General features: G+C 71.1%; 18 protein-coding genes and 1 tRNA gene. 9 read left to right on the forward strand and 10 right to left on the reverse strand.

Annotation, left to right across the window (positions count from 1 at the left end; genetic code table 11):
- The first annotated feature begins 74 nt into the window (after positions 1 to 74).
- The 3 genes from ACQPZO_RS22885 to ACQPZO_RS22895 all read left to right on the forward strand — a co-directional run bounded on the left by ACQPZO_RS22885 (position 75) and on the right by ACQPZO_RS22895 (position 2258).
- Positions 75 to 887: a hypothetical protein gene (locus ACQPZO_RS22885; RefSeq protein ID WP_433343845.1), complete on the forward strand. Its 813-nt coding sequence runs from the start codon at positions 75 to 77 to the stop codon at positions 885 to 887.
- Between the two features lie 655 nt (positions 888 to 1542).
- Entirely contained in the window at positions 1543 to 1866 is a 324-nt protein-coding gene (locus ACQPZO_RS22890) for a hypothetical protein (protein ID WP_433343846.1), read from the forward strand.
- Entirely contained in the window at positions 1863 to 2258 is a 396-nt protein-coding gene (locus ACQPZO_RS22895; protein ID WP_433343847.1) for a hypothetical protein, read from the forward strand. The genes ACQPZO_RS22890 and ACQPZO_RS22895 overlap by 4 nt, the downstream gene beginning before the upstream one ends.
- A 185-nt stretch (positions 2259 to 2443) precedes the next feature.
- Here ACQPZO_RS22895 and ACQPZO_RS22900 read toward each other — a convergent pair whose 3' ends face one another.
- Positions 2444 to 2836, reverse strand: a complete 393-nt coding sequence (locus tag ACQPZO_RS22900) for a hypothetical protein (RefSeq protein WP_433343849.1) — start codon at positions 2834 to 2836, stop codon at positions 2444 to 2446.
- A gap of 1200 nt (positions 2837 to 4036) precedes the next feature.
- Here ACQPZO_RS22900 and ACQPZO_RS22905 point away from each other — a divergent pair.
- On the forward strand, positions 4037 to 4162 hold the full coding sequence (locus ACQPZO_RS22905; protein ID WP_433343850.1) for a hypothetical protein: 126 nt from the start codon (positions 4037 to 4039) through the stop codon (positions 4160 to 4162).
- Positions 4163 to 4240: 78 nt separating this feature from the next.
- Here the strand turns inward: ACQPZO_RS22905 and ACQPZO_RS22910 are convergent.
- The 7 genes from ACQPZO_RS22910 to ACQPZO_RS22940 all read right to left on the reverse strand — a co-directional run bounded on the left by ACQPZO_RS22910 (position 4241) and on the right by ACQPZO_RS22940 (position 9472).
- Positions 4241 to 4315 (reverse strand) — tRNA-Val (locus tag ACQPZO_RS22910).
- Between the two features lie 81 nt (positions 4316 to 4396).
- The gene (locus ACQPZO_RS22915; protein WP_387025741.1) at positions 4397 to 4864 is read right to left on the reverse strand and encodes a peroxiredoxin; all 468 of its coding nucleotides are present in this window, start codon (positions 4862 to 4864) and stop codon (positions 4397 to 4399) included.
- 116 nt (positions 4865 to 4980) lie between these two features.
- Positions 4981 to 5418 carry a DUF3052 domain-containing protein gene (locus ACQPZO_RS22920; RefSeq protein WP_387025743.1) on the reverse strand — a complete coding sequence of 146 codons (438 nt, stop codon included), beginning with the start codon at positions 5416 to 5418 and terminating at the stop codon, positions 4981 to 4983.
- Between the two features lie 112 nt (positions 5419 to 5530).
- A complete protein-coding gene (locus tag ACQPZO_RS22925) occupies positions 5531 to 8170 on the reverse strand; it encodes a transketolase C-terminal domain-containing protein (RefSeq protein ID WP_433343853.1) in 2640 nt (879 codons plus the stop codon).
- Positions 8171 to 8221: 51 nt separating this feature from the next.
- A complete protein-coding gene (locus ACQPZO_RS22930) occupies positions 8222 to 8692 on the reverse strand; it encodes a MarR family winged helix-turn-helix transcriptional regulator (protein WP_433343855.1) in 471 nt (156 codons plus the stop codon).
- A gap of 86 nt (positions 8693 to 8778) precedes the next feature.
- Positions 8779 to 9183: a secondary thiamine-phosphate synthase enzyme YjbQ gene (locus tag ACQPZO_RS22935; protein WP_433343857.1), complete on the reverse strand. Its 405-nt coding sequence runs from the start codon at positions 9181 to 9183 to the stop codon at positions 8779 to 8781.
- A gap of 55 nt (positions 9184 to 9238) precedes the next feature.
- Entirely contained in the window at positions 9239 to 9472 is a 234-nt protein-coding gene (locus ACQPZO_RS22940) for a hypothetical protein (RefSeq protein WP_433343858.1), read from the reverse strand.
- 257 nt (positions 9473 to 9729) lie between these two features.
- Between ACQPZO_RS22940 and aceE the strand changes: the two genes are divergently transcribed.
- Complete coding sequence (gene aceE / locus ACQPZO_RS22945; RefSeq protein ID WP_433343860.1) at positions 9730 to 12468, forward strand: pyruvate dehydrogenase (acetyl-transferring), homodimeric type; 2739 nt, start codon at positions 9730 to 9732, stop codon at positions 12466 to 12468.
- Positions 12469 to 12571: 103 nt separating this feature from the next.
- Positions 12572 to 13543, forward strand: a complete 972-nt coding sequence (locus ACQPZO_RS22950) for an IS481 family transposase (RefSeq protein ID WP_433343862.1) — start codon at positions 12572 to 12574, stop codon at positions 13541 to 13543.
- A 143-nt stretch (positions 13544 to 13686) separates the two neighbouring features.
- Here the strand turns inward: ACQPZO_RS22950 and ACQPZO_RS22955 are convergent, their stop codons facing one another.
- Positions 13687 to 14133 (reverse strand): SRPBCC family protein, encoded by a 447-nt coding sequence (locus ACQPZO_RS22955; protein WP_433343864.1) that lies wholly within the window; start codon positions 14131 to 14133, stop codon positions 13687 to 13689.
- A 258-nt stretch (positions 14134 to 14391) separates the two neighbouring features.
- Between ACQPZO_RS22955 and ACQPZO_RS22960 the strand changes: the two genes are divergently transcribed.
- The 3 genes from ACQPZO_RS22960 (at position 14392) to gltX (ending at position 18509) form a co-directional block, all read left to right on the forward strand.
- The gene (locus tag ACQPZO_RS22960) at positions 14392 to 15750 is read left to right on the forward strand and encodes a GH1 family beta-glucosidase (protein ID WP_433343865.1); all 1359 of its coding nucleotides are present in this window, start codon (positions 14392 to 14394) and stop codon (positions 15748 to 15750) included.
- A gap of 4 nt (positions 15751 to 15754) precedes the next feature.
- Entirely contained in the window at positions 15755 to 17032 is a 1278-nt protein-coding gene (locus ACQPZO_RS22965) for an MFS transporter (RefSeq protein ID WP_433343867.1), read from the forward strand.
- Between the two features lie 106 nt (positions 17033 to 17138).
- On the forward strand, positions 17139 to 18509 hold the full coding sequence (gene gltX / locus ACQPZO_RS22970) for a glutamate--tRNA ligase (protein ID WP_433351170.1): 1371 nt from the start codon (positions 17139 to 17141) through the stop codon (positions 18507 to 18509).
- Positions 18510 to 18642: 133 nt separating this feature from the next.
- On the opposite strand, the gene ACQPZO_RS22975 is transcribed toward gltX, so the two are convergent.
- Positions 18643 to 19236, reverse strand: coding sequence for a copper resistance CopC family protein (locus ACQPZO_RS22975; protein ID WP_433343869.1), 594 nt, complete (start codon positions 19234 to 19236; stop codon positions 18643 to 18645).
- Positions 19237 to 19260 lie beyond the last annotated feature (24 nt).

Consider the following 19260-nt stretch of genomic DNA (forward strand, 5'->3'; position numbering starts at 1 on the left):
AAAAGGAAGACACCATGCGAGAAGGATTGAACCGGAACCGTTGGTCGCGTCGGACGGCAGCCGTGGGCGGGTGCGTGCTGAGCGCGCTCGTGCTCGGCCAGGTGGTCCTCACCGGACCGGTGGCGGCGGTGCCCGGCCTGAGCCTCAAAACGACGACCGGCCCCAGCAACAGCGTCGCGAAGTCACAGAACGCGACCTGTCCGGCCGGCTCCAAGGTCATCGGCGGCGGCGGCGCGATCACCGGTTCGGGCCTCGGGCAGGTCGGCATGGACATCATGGTGCCGCTGGTGGGCTCGGACACGTACTCGGTGACCGGACGTGAGGACGAGAACGGCGTGGCCGGCAACTGGGCGGTCACGGCCAACGCGGTGTGCGCCCCGTTGCCCCCGGGCCTGGTGACCGTATCCGGCAGTTCCGCGCCCAGCCTCGGCACGTCGAACTGGTTCGAGAAGTCCTGCCCGGCCGGCAAGCACGCCATCGGGGTCGGTGGCGCGGTCGTCGGGGCCTCGAACAGCGAGCTCGTCCTCGAGGATCTGCGCATCAACCTGAACAGCGTCGTGGTGGCGGGCGCCGAGGACGGCACCGGCTTCGCCGGCACGTGGTGGTTGGACGCCACCGCGATCTGTGCCGACCCGCTGCCCGGCGAGCAGCGCGTGATCGACGACAGCGTCTACAGCTCCACCGCCACCCAGTCGGTCACGGCCACCTGCCCCGCCGGCACGCGCGTGCACGGGGTGGGGGGCGAGATCCTCGGCGGCGAGGGCCAGGTGCGCCTGACCGAGATGCGGGCCACGTCCTCGACCGTCGTCACCGTCCGCGCCGCGGAGGACGAGAACGGCTTCAGCGACACCTGGAAGGTGCGCGCGTACGCCGTCTGCGCGAGCTGACCGGCAGGTATCCGTGGTCCCGCGCCGGGCGTCCGGCGCGGGACCACCACCGTTCGGCCCGCCTCACAGTCCGAGCGGGGAGCGGAACCGACGGGGATTGCACGAGATGATCGAGCACTGCACCAGCCTCGCGCACAAAGACGGGGAGCCCGACCACAGAATCGTCGCCTTCTACGGGGAACTGCGGCAGTGCTTCCCAGATCAACCACCGCTCGGTCCTGAATCGCCCTGGATGTCGGCACCTCTGGATGTCGGCATCGACCACGTCGACATGAGCATCACCCATAGGCCCCTGGGCACCAGGGCGGTAGACGTCGTGTGTCGCATGGCCGAGCGGTACGGCCTGGTCATCTACGATCCTCAGGGCAACGAGGTCACTGGCTTGCATCAGGACTATCGCAGGACGGTGCGACTGAGTGACGCTGTTCGCGGGGCGCCCCTCGATCTGGGCGCTGCGCTCCGGTGGGCCGTCAGCCGCGACCATCCCTCCACGTCTCGGGGGGGGAAGGCGCTTAGCCGTGAGACGGTGGCCGGCCACGACCGTGACTGTCGCTCAGCCGCCGCACCATGCCGTCCGCGCTCACACCGAGAGTGAACCTGACGAAACCCCATGTCATCACGTCCCCGGTGGGTGGCACCGGACTATGGTGTTGGTATGACCGAGCCTGCCCAGCGGTTCCGTAAGCTGTCGATCTCCGTCCCCGAAGACGTAGCCGACCGGCTCGAAGCCGAACCCAACGCCAGCGCGTTCGTCGTCGACAGCGTCCGCGCCCGCATTGAACTGGAACAGCTCACCAACCTCAACCGCGAACTCGGTATCACCGTCACCGCCGAAGGCGTCGCCCAGGCCCGCGCCCGCCGCCTTGCCGCCGAAGCCGAATGGACCTCCGAACGGCGGGCCGCGCTCCGCGAAGACGCCCGACGGGCAGCCGCCGACATGTTCACCGACCCCGGCGCATCCCGCTCCTCCGCCGCGTGATCACACCCCACCGGCCCGTCCGGCTCATCCTCGACAGGTCCGCACTGCTCACCTACATCACCGGGTCCGTGCACGTCGCCGAACCCATTCACGAAGTCGTCGAAAGCCGTGTCGCGTTCGGTGTGCCCGCCATCGCCGCCGCCGAAGCCCTCGCCGACATCGACGACGGCCACGACCGGGCGCTGCTGGTACGGCTTCTCCAGCACAGGGCCTGCGCTGTACTCGACACCCACGGTGACTCGTGGCATGAATTGGCGTACTGGCGATCCGCCACCGGCCGCCCTGACCTCGCCGCGTGCGCTATGGCCGCACTCGACCACGACGCCGCGGTACTCACCGCCGACGGGAAGTTGTACGGCGGGGTTCCCGTCATCGACATCGAGGAGGGGTGACCCGCCTGCGCGTACACGGCTTCGAGGGCTGGCTCGCCGACCGTCTGGGCGGTCAGCCGTGGGCGGGCGCCGAGATTCGCGCCGGCCGCCAGCATCCCGGCGTCAAGCAGGTGCAGACGTACGCCGAGTGGGGCGGCTCCATGGGCGCGGGGCGTGGCGCGGATCCCGGCCACTGGTCGTGGCGGTCACCTCGCAAAAAGCCCAAGTAATGCGACGAGCCCGCCGAACAGCACCATGAAGCCCACGAGCATCACATAGAGCGTCATCGCGCCCAAAACCGCCTGAAAGTCGCGTCGATCGAACCATACATAGAGTCCGATTCCTGCGGTTGCCGCCAGCAGGATGGCGACGCCCGCCACGATGAGCGGGTTGGCTGTGAGGAAGTCACCGGCGACAGCGAGCAGGAAGATGATCGCCGCCGCGATGAGGTTCGCCAACACGTTGACTCCGACGTCCCGGGCGAGCTTTCGTCGGGCGGCTGCTGCGGGTTGCGGCTCGGTCACGTGCTCATGGTGAACCAGTGCGTCGACCTTGTCGTCCACGCTGGATTTCGGCGTTGGAAAGGACAGCCCGGTCACCCTCGACGACCTGACGGCCGCCGGCTTTCCAGGCCGTCGCCCGACACTCCGAAGTGAAGATCACTCTGAGGGTCTACTCGCACGCGAACCTTGACGCCATGCGCTCGGTGAGCTCGACGGGCGGCTGTAGTGACCCTCGTTGCTGTCACCGTTGCTGTCAGCGGCCGAACGCTCAATCTTCGGAACTGCGTCGATGCTGGCGCCTCCCATCACCAGCACGGACCGAGATGCGTTCCCGCAAGGCGGAGGCAGCCGCAGGCCAGACGTCGTTACAATGCATGGAACTGCCGAGAAGAGTGCGTCGGTCATCGTGCCTTCGAGCTGCTATTTCGACGAATTCGCGAGGCAGTCCATCGTAACAGTCGGACCCGCCTCGACCACCGGTGAGGAACATTGACCGCTGTGCCCGTGAAAAACGCAGCCTTATCGAGGCTGTCTTCCAACAACGCATCATGAAATGGGTGGTAGATAAGGGGATATGTCAGAAGGGCAGACCATCGCATGCTCGCCACCAACGAATGACGGATAACGCATTCACTTTCAGCTACCGGAATTAGCTCATACTCATGAAATCCGTCGAAGCCACTCGGCGCAGTGAAACGAAATCGGATACGCACCCGGGGCTCATACTGCTCGATCCAGTACCTGACCGGTCCGTGGCCACCGACCGCACCGTCCCCCCTGACGACCGCCTCCACGCCATACCAATCGCAGGACGACGCACGTCGAAGCCCGTAGTTCGGCGCATGCGGGCCGAAAACAATAACCCTTTCAGGCAGGGCCCCGGCAAAGTCGTGAGGGTCTCCGGCCTGGGGTGGTTGGTGGAGACGCGCCCTTGCTGGTAGGAGCAGCGCGGGCAGGATTGCTTCAGAGAATCATCGAAGTTCACGCCGGGGTCACGACTTACCGCACGGGAGATCTTGGTAGGAATCGGCCCCTGGAGGGGCCGATTCCTACCAAGATCTCCCGTCATCCTAAATAGCGGAACGGAATTCCCAGAAGATCAGCGACCGTGCTCTCTCAGCGCGTATTTACTACAGCATGAACTGTCTTCACAACCTCGCCAGTGATCGGAGGCGCCGAACCTCAAGGCGGCGCGGCGGATGTCCACTGCGCCGGAGCCGGCGGTGTGCTGACCGCTCTTGCTGCGGCTCCCCGGTACCGGCAAGGAGTGGACGGTTGCGCGGCCAGCATTCACCAATGGGGGAGCTGATCACCCGGCTGGTGTGGAACCTGTGCAGCGGCACTGCGCACGGGGACTTCTGGTCGATGGTCACCCTCGCCGACCGTCTTGAGCTTCCAGGTGCCCCCGCAGAAATCTCCTAAGTAAGCGAGTCCTGTCCGACCGATTAAGCTCTTTCGAGTTGTGACCCTCCGCCGCCGTTTCCGCAGGTGAAGGGGTGTTGGTGGGCGCGGCAGGTTTCGAACCTGCGACCCCTCGCTTGTAAGGCGAGTGCTCTCCCACTGAGCTACGCGCCCCGAACGCCCGTGCGGCGGGCCGGAGTCCGGCAAGCCTACCCTGCCGGCCCGGCCCGACGCGCCGGTGTGCCTGGGGTGGGATCAGGCGGCGACGGCCTCGGCGAGGGCCTTGCGCCAGCCCTGCTGGTCACGCGCCTCGCCCGGCATGTTCATCTCGGCGAACCGGACGACGCCGGCCTTGTCGATCACGAAGGTGCCCCGGTTGGCGATCCCGGCGACGTCGTTGAACACGCCGTACGCCTGGGCCACCGCGCCGTGCGGCCAGAAGTCGGCCAGCAACGGGAACTGGTAGCCCTCCTTGTCGGCCCAGATCTTGTGGCTGTAGACCGAGTCCACGCTGACGGTGAGCACCTGCACGTCGTCGTTGACGTACTCGTTGAGGTTGTCCCGCACCTCGCAGAGCTCGCCCTGGCAGATGCCGGTGAAGGCGAGCGGGTAGAAGACCAGCAGCACGGTGCGGCTGCCACGGAAGTCCGACAGCCGGACCTCCTGGTTGTTCTGGTCCTTGAGCACGAAGTCCGGCGCGTCTGCGCCAACCTCGATCGGCATGCAAGCTCCTCAGGTCGAGTCAGGGTCGTACCAGCCTGCCACCACACCCGGCGGCCGGGGCTGCCGGGTGTGGTGGCGGAGGGCTGCTGCCCGGTCTTGCCCCGGGCGGGCCGCTGCTACTTCTTGGCCTTCGCACCCCGGCGCAGCACCAGACGGGCGCCGCTCCAGTCCCGGCCGGCGTTGACCGTGGAGGTCTGCTGGAGGCCAGCGGTGGGCGCGGACTCCGCGACCTCGCTCGGCTCGACGTGCCCCTCCCGCCCGGCCTTGGGCGTCAGCAGCCACACGACGCCGTTGTCGGCCAGCGGGCCGAGGGCGTCAACGAGGAGTTCGAAGAGATCACCGTCACTGTCGCGGTACCACACCAGCACCGCGTCGACCACCTCATCGGTGTCCTCGTCGACCAACTCTCCACAGCGGTCGGTCAGGGCGTCCCGGAGATCCTGGTCGACGTCTTCGTCGTACCCCATCTCCATGACGACCATCCCCGGCTCGATCCCGAACCGGTCCGCCAGGCTGCGTACCCCGTCGGCGGCCTGACCAGCGGTCGCGCTCACTGTCGCGTGCCTCCTCATCTCGTCCCTGCTCGCGGCATCGTTGCGATGCCGTCAGGCAGAGTCCACACACTCGTGGCTCCCCGCGCAAGTGGCGCACCGGGTGGATCGGAATTTACCGTGCCAGCAGCGTACGGGCACCCTGGGTGATGGCCTCCTCGGACACCAGTACCTGGCGCGCTGCCGGACCTAATGGTACAAACGAGTCAATTGCCGCCACCCGCAGCGCCGCTCCGACGTACCCGCCGTCCACCAGCGCCGCGAGCACCCCCTCCCCGACCCCGCCGGACCGGCGCGTCTCATCCACGACCAGCACCCGGCCGGTCGCGGAGGCCTCCCGGACGATGTCCGCGACCGGCAGCGGCGCGATCCAGCGCAGGTCCACCACCCGGGTGCCGACTCCCTCGTCGGCGAGAGCGGCCGCCGCGCGCAACGACATCCGTACGCCGTTACCGAAGGTGATGATGGTGACATCCTCGGCCGAGCCCACGCCGTAGACCCGGGCCCGCCCGACCGGGGCGTGTCCCGCCGCCCACGCCTCCGGCTCCGGATAGTCGGCCAGCCACTCGCCGTCTCCCTTGGCGTACAGGTCGCGGGTGTGGTAAAGGGCGATCGGCTCGACGAAGACGCACACGCTGCCGTCCACCGCCGCGCTCGCCAGGCAGGCGCGCAGCATCGGCGCGGCGTCGTCCGGGCGGGCCGGCACGGCGATCACCAGGCCCGGCACGTCGCGGAGCACGGCGAGGGAGTTGTCGTTGTGGAAGTGCCCGCCGAAGCCCTCCTGGTACGCCAGCCCGGCCACCCGGACCACCATCGGGTTACGGAACGCGCCCGAGGAGAAGAACCGCATGGTGGCCGCCTCGCCGCGGAGCTGGTCCTCGGCGTTGTGCAGGTACGCCAGGTACTGGATCTCCGGCACCGGCAGCAGCCCGGCCAGCCCGGCGCCCAGCCCGAGCCCGAGGATCGAGGTCTCGTCGAGCAGGGTGTCGAAGACCCGGGCCGCGCCGAACCGGTCGCGCAGCCCCTTGGTCACCCCGTACACCCCGCCCTTGACGGCGATGTCCTCGCCGAAGACGACCATCCCGGGGTGGTCGAGCATGCCGTCGGCGAGGGCGGCGTTGATGCTCTGGGCCAGGGTGAGCGGACCGGCCGACTCGGGCAGCCGGCCGCTGAACGCCTCGGCCCGGGCGACGCCGCCGGGCCCGGCGGCCCGGGTCGCCGCGTCGGCCACCGCGCGGGCCACCCGGGCCGGCCGCCGGGGCGCGATCTCGGCGACCACCTCGGCCGCGGAGGCGAGTTTCGGCTCGCCGAGCACCTCCTCGGCGATCCGGCGTACCTGCCAGCCGCGCTCGTCGTAGCGGGTCAGCAGCTCATCGGCGGTGGCCACGCCGGCGGAGACCAGCAGCCGCGCGGTGGCCAGCAGCGGATCCCGCGCCAGGTCCGCGGCCAGCTCCCCGGGGCGGCGGTACGCGGCCTCCGCGTCGGCCCCGGCGTGTCCCATCAGCCGCACGGTGGACAGGTGCAGTACGGCCGGCCGCCGGTGCCGGCGCACCCAGCCGGCCGCCTCCACCGCCGCCTCGTACGCGTGCACCGGGTCGGTCCCGTCGGCGGCGAAGTAGCGGATGCCCGGCTTGGCCCGCAGCGTCGCCTCCACCCAGCCCCTGGGCGAGCGGACGCTGATGCCGAGGCCGTTGTCCTCGCAGACGAAGAGCACCGGGATGCGCAGCCCGGTGTGGTCGTACCAGCCCGCAGTGTTGAACGCGGCGGTGGCGCTGGCGTGGTTGACCGAGGCGTCGCCGAACGAGCAGACCACGATGGCGTCCGGCGGCCAGGGCGAGCGGGGTGGCTGCCCGACGTCACCGGCCGGGGCCGCCCCGGCCGGCCGCCCGGCCGGGTCACGCCGGCGCAGCCGCTCCAGGGCCAGGCCCGCGCCGACCGCCCGGGGCAGGTGCGAGGCGATGGTGGAGGTGGTCGGGACGACGGCGAGGTCGGCCCGGCCGAAGACCTTGTGCCGGCCACCGGCGATCGGCTCCCGGGCGGAGGCGACCATGCCGCGCAGCACGTCCCGGGCCGCTTCGGCGTACGTGTCCTCCGGATCGGTCTCCCCGGCCGGGCCGGCACCCTCGGCGGCGTCACCTCCCGCCACGGCGTCGGCCGGCGGGCCGGCCGGGCCGTTCGGGCGGACCGCGCCGGCCGGGCTGGTCGGACCGGCCGGGCTGGTCAGGCCGGCGTCGGGGCCCTCTGCGTCGGCGTCTGCGGCATCGGTGTCGTCGGCATCGATGGCTGGGGCGGCGGCGTCGGGGTCCGGGTCGGTTTCTGGGCGGCGAGGGCCGGCGTGGTCGTCCGCGCCACCCTCGTCGGCGTTCCCGGCCGGGTCGGGGAAGGCCGGGTCGGGGAAGGCGGTCCGGCCGGCGGCCAGGGCGGCCCGGAGGCAGTAGAACGCGCCCGAGCGGTAGTGCAGCAGGGCGGGGTCACCGGGACGCAGCGCGGCGGCGACCGCCGCGTTGCCCTCGTGGCCGGCGGACCCGATGGTGTAGAAACCCTCGCCGAAGCTGCGCAGCCACCGCCCGGCGAGGTCGAGTTGCCGGCTGGTGACCTGGGCGTCGAAGAGGTCCAGCAGTTGCGCCCCGGTCAGCGCCGTGCCGTCGCGGACGGGCTCGGCCGGGTCACGTCGCCGAGGCGCGGCAGCCAGCCCGGCGAGGGCCTCCCGGAACCGGTCGTCGAGATCTTGCGGGGTGGTCACGTCGGACAGCATTACCGACTCGACGCCCCCTCGCCCACTCAGACACGATTCGCCCGGCGCGGCTCAGTCCTCCGCGCACCGCTGTGGGCAGCCGCCGTCGGAGACCTTCCACACCAGCTCGCGCAGGGTGGCCAGCTCGGCGTCGGTGAGCCCGGAGAGCAGTCGGGAGTCTGACATCACCCGTTCGACGTGGCCGCGCATCCGCCGGCCTGCCTCGGTGACGGCCAGCGTCTTCAGCCGGCGGTCCGTCGGGTCGGCCCGGCGCTCCACGAGCCCCGCCTGCTCCAGCTTGTCGACCAGGGTGGTGACGTTCGACCGGTCACAGCCGAGCTGCTCGGCCAGGTCGCGGGCGGGCTGCGGGCGGTCCGGGTCGAGCTGGTGCAGCGCCCGGGCGGCGGCCGGGGTGAGCCCCAGCTCGGCCACCTCGGCGTCCTGATGGTGCCGCACGGCCGCCGCGACGTGCAGGAGCCGGCGCACGGTGTCCCCGGCGAGGCCGGAGCGGTCGCCCGCGTCGGGAGGGACGGGCTGCGGCATGGGCGTCATCGTACGTCCGACCTGGCGAGGGGGGACCGTCCCGCCCTGAGCCGGTGCCGATGGGCGGGCGTGGCCCGCCCCCCGGGTCAGCCCGGCAGGAACGAGAGACGGACCTTGCGGGTGGGGTTGTCGCCGTTCGTGTCGACGAGGCAGATGGACTGCCAGGTGCCCAGCGCGAGCCGCCCGTCGACCACCGGCAGGGTCGCGTACGGCGGGACGAAGGCGGGCAGGACGTGGTCCCGCCCGTGCCCCTGCGAGCCGTGCCGGTGCCGCCAGCGGTCGTCGGTGGGCAGCAGGTCGTCCAGCGCCCGCAGCAGGTCGTCGTCGGAGCCCGAGCCGGTCTCGATCACGGCCAGGCCGGCGGTGGCGTGCGGCACGAAGACGTGCAGCAGGCCGTCGCCCTGGCCCGAGACGAACCGTTCCGCCTCGGCGGTGATGTCCCGGACGGTCGGCCGGGACCCGGTCTGGACGGTGATCACCTCGGTACGCATACGGCGCATTCTGCCCGAGGCACGGCGTGCCCGCCGGCAGCCGCCGCGACGGCGGTCACCAACTTCCGCCGCCCCCGCTCTCGCCGCCGCCCGACCAGCCGCCGGAGTCCCCGCCGCGCCGGCGGCCCGCCCGCTCGAACAGCACCAGGCCCGCCGCCAGCAGGACCAGGCCGAACACCCCGGACCGGGCCGCGTCGAGTTCCCCACCGGCGAGCCCGATCAGCGCCAGCAGGAGGACGAGCCCACCGACCAGTACGACTGCGCCAGCCAACCCCCGCAGCATCGTCATGCCCAGACGGTAGGGGGCGCGGGCAACCCGCCCGCCGCGCCGGACGGAGCGGGGCGGGGCGGTTCCGGGTAAGCGCAATCCGGGGCGCGGGCCTGGAGTGTTCCGCCGGCAGCTCGGGTGGAGCGGCCGGCCCAAATGTTACCCACGGGTACCTGTGTCCAGCGTCGCGTCTGGGGGAGGCAGACGTGACGATCACCGCCGGGAGGAGGCAGGATGGCATCTAGAGACCTGTCCCACACACAACCGAGGGAACGCCTGTGGCCACGGAACGCAAGCGCCCGGTGATCACCGCCGGTCTGCCGAGCCAGCTTCCGGACATCGACCCCGAAGAGACCGGCGAATGGATCGAGTCGCTCGACGGAGTAATCGACGAGCGCGGAACCAAACGCGCCCGGTACGTCATGCTGCGTCTGCTGGAGCGCGCGCGCGAGCGTCAGGTCGGGGTGCCGTCGCTGACCACCACCGACTACATCAACACCATCCCGCCGGAGCACGAGCCGTGGTTCCCGGGTGACGAGCACATCGAGCGGCGGATCCGGGCGTACATCCGGTGGAACGCGGCGATGCTGGTGCACCGTGCGCAGCGCCCCGAGATCGGCGTCGGCGGGCACATCTCCACCTTCGCCAGCTCGGCGTCGCTCTACGAGGTGGGCTTCAACCACTTCTTCCGGGGCAAGGACCACCCGGGCGGTGGCGACCACATCTTCTACCAGGGGCACGCCTCCCCCGGCATGTACGCGCGCGCGTACCTGGAGGGGCGGCTGAGCGAGCACCAGCTCGACGGGTTCCGCCAGGAGCTGTCCCACCCGGGCGGCGGGCTGCCGTCGTACCCGCACCCGCGGCTGATGCCGGACTTCTGGGAGTTCCCGACGGTCTCCATGGGTCTCGGCCCGCTGAACGCGATCTACCAGGCCCGGTTCAACCGGTACCTGCACCACCGGGGCATCAAGGACACCTCGCAGCAGCACGTCTGGGCGTTCCTCGGCGACGGCGAGATGGACGAGGTGGAGTCGCTCGGCGCGATCGGCGTGGCCGCCCGCGAGGAGCTGGACAACCTCACCTTCGTGATCAACTGCAACCTCCAGCGGCTCGACGGGCCGGTCCGGGGCAACGGCAAGATCATGCAGGAGCTGGAGGCGTTCTTCCGGGGCGCCGGCTGGAACGTCATCAAGGTCGTCTGGGGCCGCGAGTGGGACCCGCTGCTCGCCGCCGACACCGACGGCGCGCTGGTCAACCTGATGAACACCACGCCCGACGGCGACTACCAGACCTACAAGGCGGAGTCCGGGGCGTACGTGCGGGAGCACTTCTTCGGCCGTGACCAGCGGACCCGCAAGATGGTCGAGGGGTTCAGCGACGACGAGATCTGGAACCTCAAGCGGGGCGGCCACGACTACCGCAAGCTCTACGCGGCCTACAAGGCGGCGACGGAGCACACCGGCCAGCCGACGGTGATCCTGGCCAAGACGATCAAGGGCTGGACGCTCGGCTCGCACTTCGAGGGCCGCAACGCCACCCACCAGATGAAGAAGCTGACGCTGGACGACCTGAAGCTCTTCCGCGACCGCCTCTACCTGGACATATCGGACAAGACGCTGGAGGAGAACCCCTACCTCCCGCCGTACTACCAGCCGGGCGAGAAGTCTGACGAGATCGCGTACCTGAAGGAACGGCGGCAGCAGCTCGGCGGTTACCTGCCGTCGCGGCGGACCGCCGGCAAGGCGCTGGCGATCCCGGGCAGCGAGCGGTTCGCCGACGTCAAGCGCGGCTCCGGCAAGCAGAAGGTGGCCACCACGATGGCCTTCGTCCGCCTGCTCAAGGACATCATGAAGGACAAGGAGTTCGGCAAGCGCTGGGTGCCGATCATCCCGGACGAGGCCCGCACCTTCGGCATGGACTCGCTCTTCCCGACGCAGAAGATCTACTCGCCGCACGGCCAGCGGTACACCTCGGTCGACCGGGAGCTGTTCCTGTCGTACAAGGAGTCGACGACCGGACAGATCCTGCACGAGGGCATCAACGAGGCCGGCTCGGTGGCCTCGTTCACCGCCGCCGGCACCGCGTACGCCACCCACGGCGAGCCGATGATCCCGCTGTACATCTTCTACTCGATGTTCGGCTTCCAGCGCACCGGCGACGGTTTCTGGGCGGCGGCCGACCAGATGGCGCGGGGCTTCGTGCTCGGCGCGACCGCCGGGCGGACCACGCTCAACGGCGAGGGCCTCCAGCACGAGGACGGCCACTCGCTGCTGCTCGCCGCCACCAACCCGGCGGTGGTCGCCTACGACGCGGCGTTCGCGTTCGAGCTGGCGCACATCGTGGAGAACGGCCTGCACCGGATGTACGGGGAGCAGCCGGAGAACATCTTCTACTACCTGACCATCTACAACGAGCCGATCCACCAGCCGGCGGAGCCGGCGGACGTGGACGTGGAGGGCCTACTCAAGGGCATCTACCGCTACTCCCCCGCCCCGCAGGTCGACGGCCCGAAGGCCAACATCCTGGCCTCCGGCACGGGCATGCAGTGGGCGCTCAAGGCGCAGCAGTTGCTCGCCCAGGACTGGGGGGTGGCCGCCGACGTCTGGTCGGTGACCTCCTGGGCCGAGCTGCGCCGCGACGCGGTGCAGTGCGAGGAGCACAACCTGCTCAACCCGGGCGCTGAGCAGCGGGTGCCGTACATCCAGCAGAAGCTGGCCGATGCCGACGGGCCGAAGGTCGCGGTCAGCGACTGGATGCGCGCGGTGCCGGACCTGATCGCCCGCTGGGTACCGGGCGACTACACCTCGCTCGGCACGGACGGGTTCGGCATGTCGGACACCCGGCACGCGCTGCGCCGGCACTTCCACGTCGACGCCGAGTCGGTGGCGGTCGCGACTCTGCGGCAGCTCGCGCTGCGCGGCGTGGTGCCGGCCACGGTTCCGGCCGAGGCGGCCAAGAAGTACGCGATCGAGGACGTGAACGCGGCCCCGGTCGGCGAGACCGGCGGCGACAGCTAGGTGTAGTGACCATGAGCGTTGTTGACGGCGTGGCGGCTTGATATGAGGTGAGACCTCCGGCGAGGTGTGAGGTGCTGACGCCCACAACCGGACCGGAGGTCTCATGCCCCACCGTAATGCCCGTCTGACAGTGCACGGCCGGCGGCTGTTGATCGCGCGTGTCGTCGGCGAGGGCCGACCCGTGGCCCACGTCGTGAAAGAGCTGGGTTGTTCCCGCGCCACCGGCTACAAGTGGTTGGCCCGGTGGCGTGCTGAGGGAGATCAAGGACTACGGGACCGACCCAGCACCGCTCACCATCTGCCCCACAAGACTCCAGCCACGGTCGAGACAGCGATTTGTCAACTACGTCAGGACCGCAAACTCGGACCTCGCCGGATCGCGCCGCTACTCGGCATACCGGCCTCCACGGTGCACGCGGTATTGACCCGCCACGGCCTACACCGTCTGGCCTGGCTGGACCGGCCCACCGGCGAGCCGATCCGCCGCTACGAACGGGACCGGCCGGGCGAACTGATCCACGTCGACGTGAAGAAGCTCGGCCGCCTGCGCGACGGCGGCGGCTGGCGCGTCCACGGCCGCGACAGCATCGAAAGCCGCCGCGCCCGCTACGCCACCCGCGTCGGCTTCGACTACGTCCACTGCGCCATCGACGACCACAGCCGCCTCGCCTACGCCGAAATCCACCCGGACGAAAAAGCCGACACCTGCGCCAGCTTCCTCCGCCGCGCCGCCGAGCACTTCACCACCCACGGCATCACCCACATCGAACGAGTCATGACCGACAACGCCATGGCCTACCGCCGCTCACGAGCCTGGCGCGACGCCCTGGCCGACCTCAACGCCCAAGCCCGCTTCACCCGCCGCTACCGCCCACAGACCAACGGCAAAGCCGAACGCTTCAATCGCACCCTCCTCGACGAATGGGCCTACCAACAGCCCTACACCAGCAACCAACACCGCACCGACGCCCTACCAACCTGGATCCACACCTACAACCACCACCGCAACCACACCTCACTCGGCGGCAAACCACCCATCACCCGCGTCAACAACGGTGCTGGGCATTACAGCTAGGGCTGCGAAAAACGGCAGGGCCCGGCGCGGTGGTCACCGCGCCGGGCCCTTCGTCTTCTCCACCCCGGACAGGGCAATGGTCCGGCATCCCTGGCGGGGACGCCGGACCATCTCCATCGCGGGTGACGCCGGGACGGGCCCGGTCAGCCGACGGCGGCCAGATCGGTGAGCCGGGCCAGCGAGTTCTCCAGATCGGCGCCGACCCGACGCAACCCGAGCCGGAGCAGGGCGGCCTTGACCGGGCCAGCCGGCCAGCGTACGACGATGAGCCGCACGACGGTCCCGCCCTGCTCCTCGTCTCCGGTGAGCTGGACGTAGATCTCGGTCCGGGCCTCGGCCCGGGCCCCGGCGCCCTTGGCGCGCTCCCGCCAGCCGATCAGGTTCGGCTCCTGGTAGGCGATCACCTCGGCCTCATGCGCCGACCCGCGCCCGGCCTGGACCAGCTGCCGGCGACCAAAGCCCTCCCCTGAGAGCACCTCGGCCGCACGGACTCCCGCCAGCCAGGCCGGCAACTGCTCGGCCCGCTGGACGACTTCCCAGACCGCTTCCACCGGCGCCGCCACGTGCGTACTGCGTTCCACGAGGATCATTTTCGTTCTTTCCCCCACTGAGGACATCCGCGATATTCCGCACTCTATGCATGAAAACGGACTTACTAGGACTTCTTCGGAAAAGACACGCCGAAAGCCCTTGCGCACCGATCGCCGGCCACCTATGGCGCGATCGGCGGTCGGGGGCCTAGAGTCCGAACACGTTTCGCGTTTCGCGGGCGTTCCGCGGGTCGCGCTCCCGGCGTCCCCGCGGAACGCCCGCGAACGCCGTCGGTTCTCGACTCGCCTGGAGGGTGCATGACCACCGAGCCGCTGCCCGAGTTCCCGGCCGGATTCCGCTGGGGCATCGCCACCTCCGCCTACCAGATCGAGGGGGCGACGACCGCCGCCGGACGCGGGCCGTCCATCTGGGACACCTTCGCGCACACCCCGGGGCTGGTCGCCGACGGCAGCACCGGCGACGTCGCCTGCGACCACTGGCACCGGACCGGCGAGGACGTCGCGCTGATGGCCGGGCTCGGCGTGTCGGCGTACCGGTTCTCGGTCGCCTGGCCCCGGGTCCAGCCCGGCGGCACCGGCCCGGCCAACGCCGCCGGCCTGGACTTCTACGACCGGCTCGTCGACGACCTGGCCGCCGCAGGCATCGACCCGGTCGCCACCCTGTACCACTGGGACCTGCCGCAGCCGCTGGAGGACGCGGGCGGCTGGCTGAACCGGGACACCGCCGCCCGGTTCGCGGAGTACGCCGACCTGGTGGCCGCCCGGCTCGGCGACCGGGTCAAGCTGTGGATCACCCTCAACGAGCCGTTCGTGCACATGAGCCTCGGCTACGGCACCGGCGAGCACGCCCCCGGCCGGACGCTGCTGTTCGACGCGTTCCCGGTGGCCCACCACCAACTCCTCGGGCACGGCCTGGCCGTCGCCGCGCTGCGCGCCCGCACCACGAGCCCGGTGGCCATCACCAACAACTACTCGCCCGTACGGGTGGCCGGCGACACCGACGCCGACCGGGCCGCCGCCGACGCGTACGACGCGCTGCACAACCGGCTGTTCACCGACCCGCTGCTCGGCCTCGGCTACCCCGACGTCGCCGGGGCCGACACGGGGGCCGTCCGCGACGAAGACCTCGCGGTGATCGCCGCGCCGATCGACGTGCTCGGCGTCAACTACTACAACCCGACCGGGGTACGGGCCCCCGACGCGGACTCGCCGCTGCCGTTCGAGCTGGTGGAGCTGGCCGGGTACCCGCGCACCGCGTTCGACTGGCCGGTCGCGCCCGAGGGGCTGCGCGAGCTGCTCACCGGCCTGCGCGACCGGTACCGCGACCGGCTGCCGCCGATCCAGGTCACCGAGAGCGGCTGCGCCTACGACGACGCCCCGGACGCCGACGGCCGGGTCCACGACCCGGAGCGGATCACCTACCTGGACGGTCACCTGCGCGCCGTGCGGGCGGCGATCGACGACGGCGTGGACGTGACCGGGTACTTCGTCTGGTCGCTGCTGGACAACTGGGAGTGGGCGGAGGGCTTCACCAAGCGCTTCGGCCTGGTGCACGTCGACTTCGCCACCGGAGCCCGCACGCCCAAGTCGTCGTACGCCTGGTTCCGCGACGCGGTCACCCGGCCGGCGGGCCCCGCGACACCGAGCGCGGAGTAGGGCCGTGACCACCGTCGACCCGCCGCCGGCCACGCTGCCGGCGGCGCTCGCCGAGCCGATCGCGCCGGTGCGGCGGGGCTGGATCGCGCTGATCTTCGCGGCGAACCTCGGGGTGTGGATGGCCTTCTTCACCCCCATCCAGGTGCTGCTGCCCCAGCAGATCGAGCGGATCGCGCCGGGCAACAAGGAAGCCATGTTCGCCGTGGTCACCGGCCTCGGCGCGCTCGCCGCCGTGCTGGCCAACCCGCTCGCCGGGGCGCTGTCGGACCGGACCTGCCTGCGGCTGGGCGGCCGGGAGCTGGGCCGCCGGCACGTCTGGACGGCCGGCGGCGCGGTCCTCGGGGCGCTCGCCCTGCTGCTGCTGGCCCGGCAGAACACGATCGCCGGGGTGGCGGTCGGCTGGGTGGCCGCCCAGGTCTGCTTCAACGCGATGCTGGCCAGCCTCACCGCCGGCATCCCGGACCGGGTGCCGGTGGCACAGCGTGGTGGCGTCTCCGGCTGGATCGGCATCCCGCAGTCACTCGGCCTGGTGCTCGGCGCGGTGCTGGTGACCGCCCTGGTGACCGGCAACGCCGCCGGGTACGCCGCGGTCGCGCTGGCCGTGCTGCTGCTGTCGCTGCCGTTCGCGCTGCTCACCGCCGACGACCCGCTGCCCCGGGAGCACCGCCCGGCGCTGCGGCTGCGCACGCTGCTCGCCTCGATGTGGATCAGCCCACGCCGGCACCCCGACTTCGCCTGGGCCTGGATCACCCGGTTCCTGGTCCAGCTCGGCAACGCGCTGGGCACCCTGTACCTGCTGTACTTCCTCACCGACGGGGTGCGCCACCCCGATCCCGAGGGCGGGCTACTGATCCTGATCCTGCTCTACACCCTCGGGATGATCCTCACCGCCGTGGTCGCCGGCCGGCTGTCCGACCGGTCCGGGCGACGAAAGGCCTTCGTGATCGCCTCGGGCCTGGTGATGGCGGTGGCCGCGACGCTGCTGGCCATCGCCCCGGTCTGGTCGATGGCCATGGTCGCCGCGCTGCTGCTCGGGGCGGGCTACGGCGTCTACCTGTCCGTCGACGCGGCGCTGATCACCGAGGTGCTGCCGACGGCCACCGACCGGGCCAAGGACCTCGGGGTGATCAACATCGCCAACTCCGCGCCGCAGGTGCTCGGCCCGGCGCTGTCCGCCCCGCTCGTGGTGCACCTGGGCGGCTACCCCACCCTGTACGCGGCCACCGCGGCGGTCACCCTGCTCGGCAGCGTCCTGGTGGTCAAGATCCGCTCGGTGGCCTGACCCGTCCGGAGGGGGTGGCCCGGCCCCCTCGCGGAAAGCGCTGGCCGACGGCCGTAGGCTGGGGGACGTGACGGTACGTGTGCGCTTCGCCCCTTCCCCGACCGGTATGTTCCACGTCGGCGGTGCCCGCTCGGCCCTGCAGAACTGGATCTACGCCAAGCAGCAGGGCGGGGTGTTCGTGCTCCGCATCGAGGACACCGACGCCGCCCGCAACAAGCCGGAGTGGACCGAGGGCATCCTCTCGGCGCTGGACTGGATCGGCATCGCCCGGGACAGCTACGAGGGCCCACACTTCCAGTCCTCGTACGCCGGGGAGCACCGCGCCGCAGCCCAGCGCCTGTTCGAGGCCGGCCGGGCGTACTACTGCGACTGCACCCGCGACGCCGTGCAGGCCCGCACCGGCTCCCAGTACCAGGGCTACGACGGCTTCTGCCGCGACCGGGGGCTGGAACCGGGCGAGGGTCGGGCGCTGCGCTTCCGGACCCCCGATGCCGGCGAGACCGTGGTGGTCGACCTGATCCGCGGCGAGCCGACCTTCGAAAACAAGTTGATCGAGGACTTCGTCATCGCCCGGGGCGACGGCTCGCCGGTGTTCCTGCTGGCCAACGTGGTCGACGACATGACCATGGGGATCACCCACGTGATCCGGGCCGAGGAGCACCTGCCCAACACCCCGAAGCAGCAGCTTCTCTGGGACGCCCTCGGGGTCACCCCGCCGATCTGGGCGCACGTGCCGGTGGTGGTCAACGAGAAGCGGCAGAAGCTGTCCAAGCGGCGGGACAAGGTCGCCCTGGAGGCGTTCCGGGACGAGGGCTACCTCGCCGACGCGATGCGCAACTACCTGATGCTGCTGGGCTGGGCGCCGTCCGGCGACCGGGAGATCGTGCCCTGGTCGGTGATCGAGGAGGAGTTCCGGCTGGACGAGGTCAACCCCTCCCCCGCGTTCTTCGACGAGAAGAAGCTGCGCGCGTTCAACGGCGACTACATCCGGGCGCTGCCGGTGGACGAGTTCGTCGCGGCCTGCCAGCCGTGGCTGACCGGCACCGACACCATCGCCCCGCCGCCGTGGCAGCCGGAGGAGTTCGACGCGGACGCGTTCGCCGCGGTCGCCCCCCTGGCCCAGACCCGGATCGCCGTGCTCAGCGAGATCGTGCCGAACGTCGACTTCCTCTTCCTGGCCGCACCGCTGATCGACGAGGCGGCCTGGGCCAAGGCGATGAAGGAGGGCGCGGCCGAACTGCTGGACGCGGCGGTGGTCGCGTTCGAGGCGCTGGAGTCGTGGGACGCCGACTCGCTGAAGGCGACGCTGGAGGCGGTCGGCGCGGAGCGTGGCCTCAAGCTCGGCAAGGCTCAGGCGCCGGTCCGGGTCGCGGTCACCGGCCGCACCGTGGGCCTGCCGCTGTTCGAGTCGCTGGAGGTCCTCGGCCGCGAGCGCTCCCTCACCCGGCTGCGCGCCGCGCGTCTCCGCCTGCCCTGACCTGACCTGCGAAGGGGCCCGCCGGTGACCCGGCGGGCCCCTTCGCCGTCAGTGCCTCGGGCATGCCGGGGCAAGGCCCCTTCGCCGTCAACGCCCGGGCGCGTGGCGACTCAGCGCCCGGGCGCGCGGCGGCTCAGGGGCGGGGCGAGCGGCGGCGCAGCAGGAGGCCGGCGGCGAGGGCCGCGAGGACGACGAGCCCGCCGAGCGCCCACAGCCAGCCGGCACCGCCGCCGTCGTCGTCGGAGCGTTCGGCGGCGGCCGGGGTAGCCGCCGGCGGGCTCGTCGTGGCGGCCGGTGACGACGGCGCGGCCGTCGGGGCGGCGCTCGCCGTCGGGGGCGACGACGGGGGCTGGGCCGGGGTGCCGGCGGTGAGGGTGAACCGCACCTCGCCCTTGACCGGGTGGCCGTCGCCCGAGGCGACCTGGTACCCGACGACGTAGAGGCCGGCGGCGCCGGGCGCGAACGGGACGCTCACCCGGCTTCCGGAGAAGGTGGGCTCGCCCCCGAGCGCGGCCACGTTGTCCGGACCGGTCACTGTGATCTTCGTCGTACCCGGGTCCGGCTTCGCCAGGAAGCGAAGCTCGATCCGGGCCGGCGCGGCGGCCACCCGCGCGCCGTTCTCCGGGTTGCTGCCGGTCAGCGAATTGTGCGCCGAAGCCGGCGCCGCCGGGAGCGCCAGCGACACACCGAGCGCCACGCCGAGAACCACTACCCAGGTACGCGCCATACGTGGGAACGTCCCCCCCATGAA

Origin of the sequence: Micromonospora sp. CA-111912, from assembly GCF_050948415.1 — a bacterium.
Classification (GTDB): Bacteria; Actinomycetota; Actinomycetes; order Mycobacteriales; family Micromonosporaceae; genus Micromonospora.